Origin of the sequence: Defluviitalea raffinosedens, assembly GCF_016908775.1 — a bacterium.
Lineage (GTDB): Bacteria > Bacillota > Clostridia > Lachnospirales > Defluviitaleaceae > Defluviitalea > Defluviitalea raffinosedens.
This window is the reverse complement of the sequence record NZ_JAFBEP010000012.1, coordinates 69,899-83,189: the sequence shown is the minus strand read 5'-3', so window position 1 is coordinate 83,189 and position 13,291 is coordinate 69,899. Positions and strand designations below refer to the sequence as shown.

13 protein-coding genes are annotated in these 13,291 nt (G+C 41.4%); 2 read left to right on the top strand and 11 right to left on the bottom strand.

All coding sequences use genetic code 11. The features are described from left to right. The 11 genes from JOD07_RS09860 to JOD07_RS09810 form a co-directional block, all read right to left on the bottom strand. Positions 1–338 (bottom strand): hypothetical protein (locus JOD07_RS09860; protein ID WP_204613784.1); only part of this gene is annotated, 338 nt, incomplete at its 3' end. Positions 339–444: 106 nt separating this feature from the next. After that, positions 445–732, bottom strand: a complete 288-nt coding sequence (locus tag JOD07_RS09855) for a VRR-NUC domain-containing protein (RefSeq protein ID WP_204613781.1) — start codon at positions 730–732, stop codon at positions 445–447. 299 nt (positions 733–1,031) lie between these two features. Continuing rightward, entirely contained in the window at positions 1,032–3,587 is a 2,556-nt protein-coding gene (locus JOD07_RS09850; RefSeq protein ID WP_204613780.1) for a phage NrS-1 polymerase family protein, read from the bottom strand. Then, positions 3,584–4,009 carry a DUF7768 domain-containing protein gene (locus JOD07_RS09845; RefSeq protein ID WP_004400050.1) on the bottom strand — a complete coding sequence of 142 codons (426 nt, stop codon included), beginning with the start codon at positions 4,007–4,009 and terminating at the stop codon, positions 3,584–3,586. The genes JOD07_RS09850 and JOD07_RS09845 overlap by 4 nt, the downstream gene beginning before the upstream one ends. Before the next feature lie 15 nt (positions 4,010–4,024). Beyond that, positions 4,025–4,822 (bottom strand): phage antirepressor, encoded by a 798-nt coding sequence (locus tag JOD07_RS09840; RefSeq protein ID WP_204613779.1) that lies wholly within the window; start codon positions 4,820–4,822, stop codon positions 4,025–4,027. Positions 4,823–4,826: 4 nt separating this feature from the next. Continuing rightward, complete coding sequence (locus JOD07_RS09835) at positions 4,827–6,749, bottom strand: bifunctional 3'-5' exonuclease/DNA polymerase (RefSeq protein WP_204613774.1); 1,923 nt, start codon at positions 6,747–6,749, stop codon at positions 4,827–4,829. A gap of 57 nt (positions 6,750–6,806) precedes the next feature. Next, the gene (locus JOD07_RS09830; protein ID WP_011838170.1) at positions 6,807–7,559 is read right to left on the bottom strand and encodes a hypothetical protein; all 753 of its coding nucleotides are present in this window, start codon (positions 7,557–7,559) and stop codon (positions 6,807–6,809) included. A 121-nt stretch (positions 7,560–7,680) separates the two neighbouring features. Beyond that, positions 7,681–8,097 carry a gp33 family protein gene (locus JOD07_RS09825; protein WP_204613767.1) on the bottom strand — a complete coding sequence of 139 codons (417 nt, stop codon included), beginning with the start codon at positions 8,095–8,097 and terminating at the stop codon, positions 7,681–7,683. Then, positions 8,087–9,445: a DEAD/DEAH box helicase gene (locus JOD07_RS09820; protein ID WP_204613765.1), complete on the bottom strand. Its 1,359-nt coding sequence runs from the start codon at positions 9,443–9,445 to the stop codon at positions 8,087–8,089. The genes JOD07_RS09825 and JOD07_RS09820 overlap by 11 nt, the downstream gene beginning before the upstream one ends. Beyond that, complete coding sequence (locus JOD07_RS09815; RefSeq protein WP_204613763.1) at positions 9,412–9,594, bottom strand: hypothetical protein; 183 nt, start codon at positions 9,592–9,594, stop codon at positions 9,412–9,414. The genes JOD07_RS09820 and JOD07_RS09815 overlap by 34 nt, the downstream gene beginning before the upstream one ends. Before the next feature lie 223 nt (positions 9,595–9,817). After that, positions 9,818–11,737 (bottom strand): ImmA/IrrE family metallo-endopeptidase, encoded by a 1,920-nt coding sequence (locus JOD07_RS09810; protein ID WP_204613761.1) that lies wholly within the window; start codon positions 11,735–11,737, stop codon positions 9,818–9,820. Positions 11,738–11,897: 160 nt separating this feature from the next. Between JOD07_RS09810 and JOD07_RS09805 the strand changes: the two genes are divergently transcribed. Next, positions 11,898–12,104 carry a helix-turn-helix domain-containing protein gene (locus JOD07_RS09805; protein WP_004400044.1) on the top strand — a complete coding sequence of 69 codons (207 nt, stop codon included), beginning with the start codon at positions 11,898–11,900 and terminating at the stop codon, positions 12,102–12,104. A gap of 184 nt (positions 12,105–12,288) precedes the next feature. Then, a complete protein-coding gene (locus JOD07_RS09800) occupies positions 12,289–13,260 on the top strand; it encodes a DNA-methyltransferase (RefSeq protein WP_330636237.1) in 972 nt (323 codons plus the stop codon). The last annotated feature ends 31 nt before the right edge of the window (positions 13,261–13,291 follow it).

Genomic DNA, 13,291 nt, shown 5'->3' with positions numbered 1-13,291 from the left:
ACATCATTAACAAAAAATTCTGTCAGTATAAACTGTTCTTCCTCCGACAGGGCTTCCCAAGCAGGCTTGAACCACTCCATATATTCTAATGCCCGTCTGTAACGTTCTTTCAACACATCAATCTCGTCAAGGCAAGCAGCAAGGCGTTCTTCACCGCTTTTGGGATTGTGTTTGCCCGGAACTCCGGTAATCTTTGCACTATGAGGGCTTGTCATACGGGTTTCCACTTCATATATATCCTCATCACTGTGTTCAATAATGTACTGCATGCTGCTGTAATCTTTCAAAGCTTCAACAGCAGCTGCTTTTTTATCTAAATACTGCCATGCAATCAGCATATCGCACCTCCAAAAAATCAAGATAAAAAACCTTGATCTTTGAAGCAGTATGCTTTTTTTCGTTGCTTTGCAGTGCTTGTTCCCTTGTTCGTTATGTCTTCGTTCTTTATAGAAGGCCATGCTTTTCCATAATAGCCTTCACCTCATCTACCGAATGGACAACCGCTGCCACTCCTCCGGCATTGAGGATTTTCCTTATAGTTGCTTCCTGTAGTTTTGTTGTCTTTCCCGATGGGGTTTTTATTTCAAAAGCTATAAACCGCCCATTTACACAGGCAATAATGTCTGGTATCCCCGCTGTCCCGTACATACCACCATGTTCCTTCCAACAGAAACACCCCGGTACTGTCTTTAAGTACCGCAGTACTTTAGTCACAATACTTCTTTCAGACATAACCGCTCATCCTCCAAAAATGTTACCTTTTTCCCTCTTATAACCTCGTAACGTCCAAAAAAGGCATCTCATAAATCAGCTTCCCAAGCGCTTTTCAGGATTTTGTTACCTTGTTACCTCTTTTTGGGGTAGGTGTATACACAAATATTTTTATTTTTATATTTTTTTAGTCTTAAAAAGCAATGGTACTTTCGCGCGTATATATAAAGTTTAGGTAACAAAGGTAACATCGGTAACAAGTGGCTATTCATCAGCGTTTCTGGCGTTACCTTTTTGTTACCTTGTTACCTTTTTCGAGGTTAAATAGGCTCAATATCTGTGATCTCAAAGCCGCTCACATCGCATCGCTCTTTTAATATCGAAAAATCAAGAGTCCACGCTTTCTTAGTTTCATTCCCGAAACGCATCGTTTTATTGCTCTCCAGAAAAAAGTCACTTTGCCTCAACTGCTTCAGAAATTGGTTATACGGAAGGCATTCCCCTGTGATTGCATAATCGCGCCTGTACTTGGTATAGCGGTCATATACATCGCAGAAACGAATCCCGATAACCTTGCCATCTTTATCAAAAGTGTAGTCTTGATTCGGAGCCAGTTTCATCCGGGCCATGATTTCCAGCGTCTGTTCTACAATGGTCTTGTTATTGCTACCGCCATCCAGCAAGTACTCCTGCACACCGTTCTGAAGATATCGAATACATGCCCCTTTGCTAATAGGAAACACTTCAGCCCACGTTACATTAAGGAATTCACACAGTTTGTTTACTAGGCTCAATCCGGCATAGCAACAGGCGAGATTATTGACGATACGAGATGGAAACTCATCAGATATCTCTGACTTTGCTTCCTCATACCATTTCTCCGTTTCAACGGGCGATACTCTGAGTGCTATATCCAGCAGGCTCCTGCCGAAGCTGCCAAGTAGATCTGCTTTTGCACACAACTTATAAAATGCTTGCCTATGGCTGACTGGTTTTAAGTCTTTCTTGCTGAAAAGCAATTCTATGCTCCGTTCTCTGATAGCCGCTTCTTCCGGCGATTCTTCACCAGCTACAATGATAGGTGCCAATAACTCATAAGTAACAGCACTTTGATCAGCCCTACCGCGGACACCTTCATGGCCGTCATATGCATCTCGAAGATGGTTGTATAAGGCATTTAGCCTTAACTTATCTATCTTTGAAGGCTTGAACTCATCCATCAACTGCGGTATCAGATTCGATGATGCAGATTCCTTCATCAATGTAAATGCAGTAACCTGTGTAGCCGCGCGAATTTTACTACATGAAAATATCGGCAGAATAACCCTCTCCAATGTATTACTCTTTCCGCTGCCCTGTTCTCCGACAAGCAATAAATGAGGAAACTTGATGCCTGATTTTTTAAGATGCGGTTTAATAAAGCATCCGGCTACCCATGCCATCACTGACACCGTTTTTATTGGTTCGTTATAGCTGAGGAGCCATTCACCAAGCATAATAAGCTGTTTCTTTGTCAATGGCTCAAAGGTTAGGATATCGGTTGTTATGCTTTTATACTTATCAAGCTGCACGATATCTTCAACAATGTTACCTCCGGCTTCAATGGCACCGTCCGTTGAAACATAAACCATCCGCCCGCCATGCTCATAAATCCCAAGAGCCTTGACCCCTGTTTTCCTTACCCACTCCATTTCAGATATATAACCTTTCAGCAGTTCCAAATCTCCTTCTGAGCCAAAATAGCCTAAGGATATTGTCCGGCGGTTCAAGATATTTTTAAATTTTTGGATGTTATTGAAGTCGGTAGTCATAAATGTCTGACGGTATATTTCATCACGTATTGTAATAAGATCAGCAGTCATCTGCGTTTCATCTTCTGATACAATCATCTCCACCGGCTGAATGATAAAATTTGTTATAGGATACACACTTTCGCCTCTGGTGCGGTAATACCTGCCCTCATGTTCAAAGATAACTGACTCGCTTTCGCGGCTGTATACGTTCTCTGTGACTTCAATGGCCTTATCCAGTGTCTCCTGCCCATATGTTGCTCCACTTGCATGATGTACAGTATCCCACTTTTCCCGGAATAACCCGGAATTTCTAAACAGCCTGTCCATCTGCTCTTTGTTTTTGCCTGACCAGAAAGCCAGCATACAGCAAAGAGCAAGATCGGCTTCGGACTGGCTCGGATACCCTGCTTCCTGCCATTTTCCTTCCCATAGCAGATCAAATTCCTTATGGTTTTCGGCTGTACGGGCTTTCTCCAGAATTTCTTCATCTGTAAGCGGCTCTAGCTTAACCGCCTTACTGTCTTTCTTGCTTTTTCCTCTCCGTTTTTTACTTTTGATATAATTCTCATGTATCCAGGCCAGTGCTCCATTATCTTCAGCAATGTAATCAGGAGTCCCTGGCAGTCGGTCGCCAGTCATTGTGAAGTATCTGCTGTGGGCATACATTTCAACGCCGGTTTTAGTGTTTTTATTGCCCTTAGCAGGCATCTCCCCTTTATAGAAAATATGAAGCCCAGTTCCTGAAGGGCTGATTTCCGTATAGGACGGAAACCGCTCAAGGATATCCTTGGCGGTATCGCTTAATTCCCCAGTGTTTTTGTCGCGGCAGTGATCTATGTCTATCCCCACTAAACCTCCGCTTTTTGCGAATACAAAACCTAATCCGGTATAGAGGTATTGTTCTTTTGCCGCAATCGCATCGTCAAGGGTCGACCAGTCGTTTGGGTTAGTGCTTGAGGCTTTTCTACCGGTTAAGGGATTGTAAGGGATTTTACTATCTCTTCCGTCCTTTGTGTTTGGTTCCAGACGCCAGCAGATCCATTGCTTCCGGTTTGCCAATTCTTTAGGGAATGAGATGCTCATTTACACTGCACCTCCTCGCATCGTTCATTAAAATACCGAATCGGAATGCTGCGCTGCTTTGCCTTTTCAATCTCAATGGACATCCCTTTAGTAATTTTTCTGCCAAATACCCACACTTCTGAGCACTTTGACATCAATACCATGCCAAAGAACAATCCCAGATTTCGCATCTGTTCATCATCGTCGTCCATAAACTGCGGAAACAAGAGGTGCGGAGCAATAGGTATGCAATTCCTGCTCACTGCAAATCGGCAGTACCCCTGAGCCTTACGGATATTACGTTCTATATCACCAGCATATGGGCTGCAGATAAATACCATCGGTCTGTAAGGCGCTTTCCTGGCCTCTCGCTCAATCCTAAGCAATGCTTCATAAGGTGTGGGGTCGTAATATCCTTCCGCGTTAAACTTGCTGATACTCATGGTATTACCCCCTGCCTATGCGCTTTTTTGTTCACGTTCGATTACAGGCAATATACCTTTCTTGTTTTTAAGAAGGTCATAGATAAATAGCCTTCCTTTTTGTGTCCAATATGTGTGCATTACGCTTCTTTCTGCATCAATAGCATGAGTCTTGGACTGCGTGTATCCTTGATTGGCGTACTCCTGATATAAAAGCCAGCAGTTTCCCATTTTGTACTGTACTCCAAGCTCATGAAGCAGCTTATTGAAAGCGCGGCCAGACATTCCGTAATCCTTGGCAATCTTGCTGATCGGCACAAGGCTTTTATTTTGCAATATGAGATCATAATAGCTCGCTTTGGGCTTCAACTCACTGATAATCTGTTTATTCTTTGCATTTTCTATTTCTAAAGCTTTCCGCCTGTCGCGTTCTGCCTTTAGTTCAGAGAAAATCCTGATGCCATACTCCGGATTAGAAATCATCTCTTCGATAACTTTATCTGTAGCATAAACTCCATATTTTCTGATCGTGGGCAGCACTTCATCAAAGACCCATCTTTCAAAGCGTTCAGCAGCAGGAAGCTTTGATTTAACTATCAACCGGAACAAATCACCTTCGGGAATATAATTAATGTTGATAGTTCTTTCAGGACTTTGCGGGTGAGGTACCTCACGTTTTGTTAGGTACTTGCAATGATCTATTACTGCCTTATGTGGGTTACTATATCCCAGCATCCTCGCACAATCTGTCGCAGGGAAGTATTCCTTTCCATCAATAACGAGTACTTTAAGTTCTCCAAATTCTGTATTCTTAAAAACCTGTAAGTTATTCATAACATCAATCCTCCATTTCTTTCATTTCTCCAAAATTTCTCCCTAGCGAGGCCTCTGCAACAATAGGTACATCAAATTCAGGGAAGGGTTGTGTTTCCATACACTCTTTTATAAAAACAACTGCTTCGTCCGCCTTGTCTTCCGGTAATTCAAAAACCAGCTCGTCATGTATCTGCAGTATAGGTTTCAGCCAGAGCCTTTCGGGAAGTCCACTGATGATGCGCCCACAGGCAAGCTTTAGAATATCTGCCGCTGTACCTTGAATAGGTGTATTTAATGCGCACCGCTCGGCAAAGGACTTCTTGCCCCAATCTGATGACCGAATTCCCAGCAGGTATCTTCGCCTGCCCAGCCATGTTTCTGTATAGCAGCTTACAGCAGCTCGCTTTTTAACCTCATCCTGCCATTTGGCAAGACCGGGGTATCCGGATTTCAAGTTTTGAATGATGGTCTCACATTCGGACAAAGTTGGGTTCAGCCCAGCTTTAAATTTAAGTGTTCTCTGTAAGCCAGTAGGAAACAGGCCATAGAACACACCGAAATTGCAGTTCTTTGCAATGGTCCTGCGCTCTTTATAATGTGGAGCATTTTTGTCTGCTGCCTCCTCAAAAGGAATGCGGTAAATAACAGAAGTGGTCTGAGCATGGATATCACCGCCAGTACGATAGGTTTCCAGCATACGTTTGTCCCTGCAATAAAACGCTCCGACGCGCAGTTCTATCTGTGAAAAGTCAAGGGATAAAATAGCCTTTCCTTCCGGTGCAATGATAAATTTCCGTACGCCTATTGGGTCATTGTCTTTCTGCGGACAATTCTGCATATTCGGGTTTCTTGACGCAAATCTGCCTGTCTCTGTCCCCAATGGTATAAGGTCCGGATGAATCCTGCCGGTATCCTCATCAATAAATCGAAGATACCCGTCTATATAGGTGGATTTGAGTTTTCCCCACTTGCGGTATTCCTGCACCAGTTCAAATAAGCGAGCAAGTTCAGGCCTGTTGGATTCACACCATCCTTTTAATAGGATCATGGTTTCATCATCGGCAGCTTCCTGATGTTTTGCGGTCGTTTTCATTACCGGAAGACCGAGATCCACAAAAAGATATTTTTTAAATGCTGAAGTTGAAGCATTTGCCCCAATCTCTACATTGCCGATAATTCCGGCAATCTCTTTTCTGATACTGACAATCTTTTCTGCGGCTTCCGCTTGTTTCTTCAGCATGGCTGACTTATCCACCAATATGCCGTTATACTTCATTATCCCGACATATACTGATGTAGGCGATTCTACCTCTTCCACAATAGTTCTGTGTTTGGGTAAAAATCTATCAAACCACTGATTGAAAACATGGTACAAGCGAAGAGTGTAGTCGCTGTCAGCACAAGCGTAGCGGACAGTCTTCTCATCCTGAGGGTTCAATTCATCGAAAAACCGACCTTCAGTAACCGTTGAGAATTCTGTCATTTCTGCTTTGCAGAGTGCAGGCGCAAGCGTTTTAAGTCCGCTATCAGCAAGACTTCTGAACTCCCACTTGCTTTTTAATGTAAGCTGTGATGCTGCAATCGTGTCATAGCAAGGCTTTTGAAGGACGATACCTCTTGCGTAAAGGAACATAGACTCAAAAGCCAGATTATGAGCAACTTTTATTACATCTTTTGATTCGAATAGTAATTTCAGATAATCCCATATTGCCGCCTGGTTCTCTGCATTTCGCCCGCTACGATGTTTAAGTGGGACATATATAGCAGTCCCTTCTGATACTGAAAAACTGATCCCTGTAATATCTGCTTTATGAGCATCCAGAGCTGCACTTTTATCGTTCCTCCATTTATCGCAAGGCGAGGTTTCAAAATCGAAAGCAAATAGGACAGTGTTTTTCAGATACTCTTTTATTTCAGACAGCATATAAACACATTTGTATCCCATGCGGTTCTCCTTTCCGCCCTATCGGAGATGGAAGTTACTCTCCGATAGGGCCTTTGATCACTTAAGCGGCTCAGTAATTTCACCTGATTCAGGGTCTACATTTATTACCTCTTCACCGGCAGGTTCAGTGTCATGGCCGACTCGGGTACTGAATGCTTTGACCTGCTCGGAAAGCTTGGATATCAACGCATATTCGTCAGCGGTCAGATCCCGATCTACAGCAAACTGAGCCTGTGAATAGGTGATACCGCTTGAATTGGTCGCCTTTTTCAATGAAAAGCGGGTAACTACGCTGTTCGATTTTTTACCTTTAGAAAGCAGCCTTTTGATGTAGCGGGAAAACTCTTTCAACGATCCTGTTGGCAATGAGAGTATCAACGGGAAAATCTCCCCTTCACGCAGTACATATATCCTGCGGCGGTTCTTGCAAGCTTTGCTGCCGTTTTCCCCCGAACCGAACTGATTATATGGGCATTTGGCACAGCTTCCTCCGGGGTCTCCTTCGCCGGTTATACCATCAAAGCTTCCGCAATCCGGTGGGTTACTGCCTCCGGTATACTTGTCCTTGTAGTATGCATAAAGTGGATGATGATAAAGAATTACCGCTGAGAATTCCTTGACAGTATCAGGTTCTCCGGGATTTTCCCCGGGTACTTCGAATACTGTGCTGCCTGCGGACGGGATTTTTATGCGTTCAAAAGTCATGTCAAGACCGTCAAGTTCTGATGCCATTGCCTCGTCAAGATTGAAATCAGCGAGCTGAAGAAAACCTGTATTTTCGTTAATAGTTACGAGTTCATTGTTTTTCATGCTTTTATACCTCCGTAAATATGAATTTGAAATGTAATCTATATCATTGTTCTTTGAAGCATTGTTCTTCGAACAGTTATTCCTTGAACATTGATATTGGAGCATTGCTTTCTGAAGCTATTTACCTTGCTGCTTTCCGCACAGTTACTGTTGTCTTTTCGAAGACATTCACAAGGCCTTTCAGCCAGTCCGGAAGCTCGTCCCCATTCTCCGCAATCTGTTCTTTAACAAATGCTGACAGGGAATTTGCATTGACTGTTTCATAGATGAGTTCTCCAAAGCCTTTACTGCGTAGTGCGTCAAACAGTTCCTCCTTCATGCCTGCGGCAGCACTGGCTCTTGTTGTCGTTGAAAGGCAGAACATTGTTCCTGCTCTTGTGAAGTTTTGCGTCTCACTGCTGATCATCAGCTCAGACAGGCGGTATTCAACATCGTCAATCTCCGCATTAATGCTTTTCAGTTCCTCTTCAACAGCCTTCTTTGCCTCGCGCAGCTCCTTAAGGTGGTCAGCAAGTTCAAACATCGCATTATTGCTCATAGCTTTCACCTCCTTCTGGAGCAAAGGGGTTTGTTCCTTTGCGGTAGTCGTCTATTAGCATTTTTGCAAGATCTGCCTTATTGCGCAGAGCTGTCAGAATTTTTGAGTCTACGGTACCCTTGGCGATAAGGTAGATATATGTGCAGCCGTTCTTCTGTCCAACTCTATGGATGCGGGCTTTTGTCTGCTCAAAATTCGACATGGAGTAATCAAGGGAGTAAAATACCATTGTGCTTGCAGCGGTTAGTGTAATACCAAGTCCAGCAGTTGCAATCTGGCCTACAAACACCATGCAGTCAGTATCATATTGAAACCGGTGGATTTGCTCTTGGCGGTCCTTAGTTGCACCATAAATACACGCATAGCCGATGTCCTTCTTCTCCAGCATCCTGCATATGGCATGGATTTCAGGAATAAACCTCGCTATGACAACCAGCTTATGCCCTTCTTGAATGCTGCTTTCAAGGATATCCTCAAGAGCTTTCAGTTTGGCATCACTAACTTGCTCGATTTTCCCGCCGTCATCGCTTCCGATGAATCCGCCGGTTAATTGCGAAAGACGAAGCAAGCGTGTCAGTATGTTTGTAGCTGTTACTTCTCCTGCTGACAGCTCAGTATAGCTTTGTTTTACAAGCTCTTTATATTTCTTTAAAGTGACAGGCTCAAGTTCAATATGGCGAATAATATCGGTGGTTTCCGGCAAATCCAGGCACTCCGCCTTGGTCGCCCGGAATGCAATGCTGTGAATCCTTTTCATTAAATCCTGTTCCATTGATTTTTTCAGCACTGGCGTATGGTTGCCATAGCCGACCATGTTGAAATAACGGTTTCTGAAGGCATAGAAGCTGTTTCCAAAGATGCGTGAATCGAGAAACTTATATTGACTGAATACATCTATGGCTTTGTTGGTTATAACCGTTCCTGTTAGCAAGAGCCGATACTGGGCAAGCAAGCCCAACCGGTGCATTGCCTTTGAAACTGAAGTGTTATGAGTTTTAATTTTATGTCCTTCATCAGCAATGATAAGGTCAGGATGCCAATTAGCCAGTTCCTTTTCCATTCTCCATGCAGATTCGTAGTTGACTACCACCACATGGACACCTTCGCCAGTTAAAAATCTTAGCTGTTGGATTTTCTTTTGAATCGTGCCATTAAGGACTACAAGCTGATATGGGAAATCTGCGAACTGTTTAAATTCGTCCTCCCACACTCCCAGAATGGAAAGTGGCGCAACAATCAGCACACGTTTTATTCTTCCTGCAGCAAGCAATGCTCCTATAATGGCAATTGAGACAAGAGTTTTCCCGGTGCTAGTCAACCCATTTCCATCAGGAGCGCTGCACCCCATCCGGAAATGGCAGGAACACCACCACCCTTCAAAAGCCCAAATAGACTACAGATGAAATTGAAAGCACGAATCTGATGCTTATATGGTCTGCCCTTTATGGGCATTGAAATTATTGACAGCGTTTTTGCATTGTTCATAGAGTCTTGCATCTTATATCCTCCATCCTTCAATTTTGAGGGTTGGCCAACTCTCTGACTTAATGCTACTTGAATTGTTAAAGCCTGTCCGGACATCTAAAGTCCATGATTTTGGCAAAAAAATAGCCATTATGCAGTAAGGTTTTTGCGCCTTTTTTGCATAATGGCTTAAAATCTCATTATAATAGCCGGTTTAAAATATAAAAAGTTGGACTTCAGAAGTCCAACAATTTTTTTAACTTATCATTTCTTTATATGCCTTTGCACAAAGAGGGGAAAGTCCCAAGGCTTCCAAAACTTCATTGCATTCATATATTGAATGCCCTCTATACGAATGGATAAGCTTTTTATACGCCAATTGCTGTGGAGTGTTATTGAGAGTATAGCCGGCAAGCCTTAATATCTCTTCACTATATGTAGGGCTTAGCTCCAATCCGATGCAGATTGCAACAACAGTTTCTAAAGTTGGATTATTAAGTTCGTTGTTTTTTATTCTGTCATATGTTTTTCCTGAAAGCAAAGTCTTTTCTATAAAAACAACCTTATTGTAACCTTTTCTTTTGATATGTCCATATACCGCTTGGGAAAATGTCTGGGTTGTACGGCTCAAATGCTGACTTTCTTCGACGAGTTCTTCGTGAAATTTCTTTAGCTCTTCTGAACGATTAAATACTTCCATATTATGCTTGTCCGGATTAAATGTCGGCACTCTGTTATAATCCGGTGTAGCTTTACGGAACATTATAGAATCGAGGTATACTACAATGTCCATTTTGGAGGCTTTATTTAGCTTTAAATCAAACAGAAGACAGCATTCATCTACATGCAGTTTTGCATAGTCTGTAAGATCAATGCTTCCATTTTCTAACCTTTTTATGTATTTAGAGTCGTTAATAACGTAATGACCGTCAACATAAATAAAATTACCGCTGTCTATAATCTTTGCGAATTCAGGATTTGCATAGTATTCAAAAAAGGAATCGCTTAGGCTAATACTGTATGTTTGATTCTTATGTAATGAGTCCGCCTTAAATGAATAATTGCTGATAAAATGGTCATCTACGTAGGTATATACACCTTCAACTTCCTTATATCCAAGGTCAAGCATCCTTATTTTGGCTGCTATCCTTGACACCTGGAAGAAGTCAGCTAATTCATACACGACATTTTCCATTATATTTAGCCTGTCGTGAGTACCAAAAAGGAGCTCATTCTTTTTAATTAGCTCCTCAATCTTTTTAATGGTCATTGATTTAGGCATAAGGATGCGAGGTGCTATTCCGTTAGCATGCCATTCCATCCAGTCTTCTGGCGTCCATTGCTTTTTGTATTTAGTTGTTTCGTTTACTCTGCAGCTTATGAGTAAAGCATCGCTGTTATATGTCTTAACTAACTCATGGTATTTTCTATGCTTATACCAGTGAACACACTCATGAATAATGGTATTGTTCATGCACCCTATGTTTCGCATGAAATACACATTAGGATCCACGAGAATTGTTCCTCTTGAAACTTCCAAAGGCTTATATGCTCTTTCATTTCTGTCGTAATATTCTATCGTACAATCTCCAAAAACTATTTGACCGAATATAGTGAAATGCTTTGTTAACTGGATTTCCTTAACCTTAAGCCCCATTCTTTTCACTACTTCGTCTACCGGAATAGGTATAGGAGTACTTAATGCTTCCGGGCAAAATTCACTTAGAAAATCGGTAGCAACATCGTCAAACTGTTCCTTTTCTATAATTGGCACTAGATACTCAGACAGTCGGCCTAATTTGCTTTCTCTGTACTTGTTGTATATTGAAACAGAGTTGATTTGAAAATTCTGAATTCCGTCATCAAGGTCAGCTCTGCAGGAGATACGGAACCATTGTTCTATACCATCAGTCTCGCGATTCCTTCGTACTGTTTCTGCAATTTCAACTTCGGCAGAAACAATTACGTCAAATAAAATACTGTTACCTGGCGAGTCGGTTATGTCTAACGTTATGATGTCAAAATCGGATAATGCTGCTTCATCCGGTGATTGCACATGGTATGAATTGGATTCAAGCTTATCCGGGTTGTCCTCAATATACTCGGACAATTCGTCAAAGATTTCATTATAATACATGTTTGCAATAACATCTCTGAACGAGCTGACACTTGCCATACCGTACCTCCCTGATTACATATCATCATTCTAGACCAAATATTTCCTTATGTAAATTATAACATAAATTGCGTAAAACACAATAAAAATACGCGAGCTCAAATTTTTATTGTGTTTTGGACTACTTTATGGTATCTTTATATCGAGCGAGGTGACAATTATGGCCGTAAGCTATAAAAAACTATGGAAACTCTTAATTGATAAAGATATGAAAAAGAAAGACTTAAGAGAAGCGGCTGGTATTAGTACATCTTCAATGGCAAAACTGGGTAAAAACGAAAATGTTACGACCGATGTGCTTGTGAAGATTTGCAAGGCATTAAAGTGTGATATTTCCGATATTATGGAGATTGAGCCAGATGAATAGGTAGCAACAGCTTTTACTTAATAGTTAAGCAACAATGACGCTAATTGAATTATTATGAAAAAACATAAATTAATAAAATTTTTAAAGTGAGGTTATAAAGCGGCAAAAAATGATAGTTTACTTGGCTTTTCTAAAAATTCATTATATACTAACTGCTAATACTTATAAAGAAAGGACTGTTGTCGTGAATACATTACCTATTTTAAAGACAAATAAAGGAATGGTTTTCAATGGAGACTCCTTAGAATTAATACCCCAATTAGAAGACGAAAGCATCGACTTAGTTATGACATCACCTCCTTTTGCGCTACAACGACAAAAGGAATATGGAAATAAGCAACAAAATGAATATGTTGAATGGTTAGCAGAATTTGCGCAAAAATTATTGCCTAAATTAAAGGATACTGGTAGCTTTGTTCTAGATTTAGGTGGTGCATACCAGAAAGGAAAGCCTGTAAGATCACTTTATAATTATAAAGTCCTAATAAAATTCTGTGAGGATCTTGGATACAACCTCGCGGAGGAATTTTTCTGGTATAATCCCGCAAAACTACCGTCACCTATAGAATGGGTCAATAAAAGAAAAATCCGAGTGAAAGATGCAGTTAACACCGTTTGGTGGTTTTCAAAAACTGCTTTCCCAAAAGCTGATGTTACCAAGGTGTTGGTACCTTATTCTGACAGAATGAAAAAACTTATTAAAGATGCTGAAAAATTCTATACTCCAAAGGAAAGGCCTTCTGGCCATGATATTTCGGCTAGTTTTGCAAAAAATAATGGAGGTGCAATACCATCAAACCTTTTACAGATTCCTAACACCGAAAGTACTAGCTCTTACTTAAAATTATGCAAAGAGCTTGGAATTAAAGCGCATCCTGCAAGGTTTCCAGCTAAGTTACCGGAATTCTTTATAAAGATGCTTACCGATCCGGATGACGTGGTATTAGATATTTTCGCTGGTTCGAATACAACTGGCTATGTAGCAGAATCCTTAGGGAGACGTTGGATATCATTTGAAGAGTCTTTGGAATACATAGCAAACTCATCCTTAAGGTTTGCTTCTAATGCTTCTGAAGCCAAAGAATATTATGAAAGCATTTTGAGCGGTAATTCTATTACTGTTACCGCACCTATACAATTCAATCTTTTTCAGTAAAAAACATGCCGCTTCCTTATGTTTAGGAAGC

Bases quoted from the DNA above. Each gene is read 5' to 3' on its own strand.
- JOD07_RS09810 (WP_204613761.1), bottom strand. From the start codon at position 11,737: ATGGCAAGTGTCAGCTCGTTCAGAGATGTTATTGCAAACATGTATTAT.
- JOD07_RS09845 (WP_004400050.1), bottom strand. From the start codon at position 4,009: ATGAGTATCAGCAAGTTTAACGCGGAAGGATATTACGACCCCACACCT.
- JOD07_RS09815 (WP_204613763.1), bottom strand. From the start codon at position 9,594: ATGCAAGACTCTATGAACAATGCAAAAACGCTGTCAATAATTTCAATG.
- JOD07_RS09850 (WP_204613780.1), bottom strand. From the start codon at position 3,587: ATGAGCATCTCATTCCCTAAAGAATTGGCAAACCGGAAGCAATGGATC.
- JOD07_RS09825 (WP_204613767.1), bottom strand. From the start codon at position 8,097: ATGAGCAATAATGCGATGTTTGAACTTGCTGACCACCTTAAGGAGCTG.
- JOD07_RS09835 (WP_204613774.1), bottom strand. From the start codon at position 6,749: ATGGGATACAAATGTGTTTATATGCTGTCTGAAATAAAAGAGTATCTG.
- JOD07_RS09840 (WP_204613779.1), bottom strand. From the start codon at position 4,822: ATGAATAACTTACAGGTTTTTAAGAATACAGAATTTGGAGAACTTAAA.
- JOD07_RS09830 (WP_011838170.1), bottom strand. From the start codon at position 7,559: ATGAAAAACAATGAACTCGTAACTATTAACGAAAATACAGGTTTTCTT.
- JOD07_RS09855 (WP_204613781.1), bottom strand. From the start codon at position 732: ATGTCTGAAAGAAGTATTGTGACTAAAGTACTGCGGTACTTAAAGACA.
- JOD07_RS09820 (WP_204613765.1), bottom strand. From the start codon at position 9,445: ATGGGGTGCAGCGCTCCTGATGGAAATGGGTTGACTAGCACCGGGAAA.
- JOD07_RS09805 (WP_004400044.1), top strand. From the start codon at position 11,898: ATGGCCGTAAGCTATAAAAAACTATGGAAACTCTTAATTGATAAAGAT.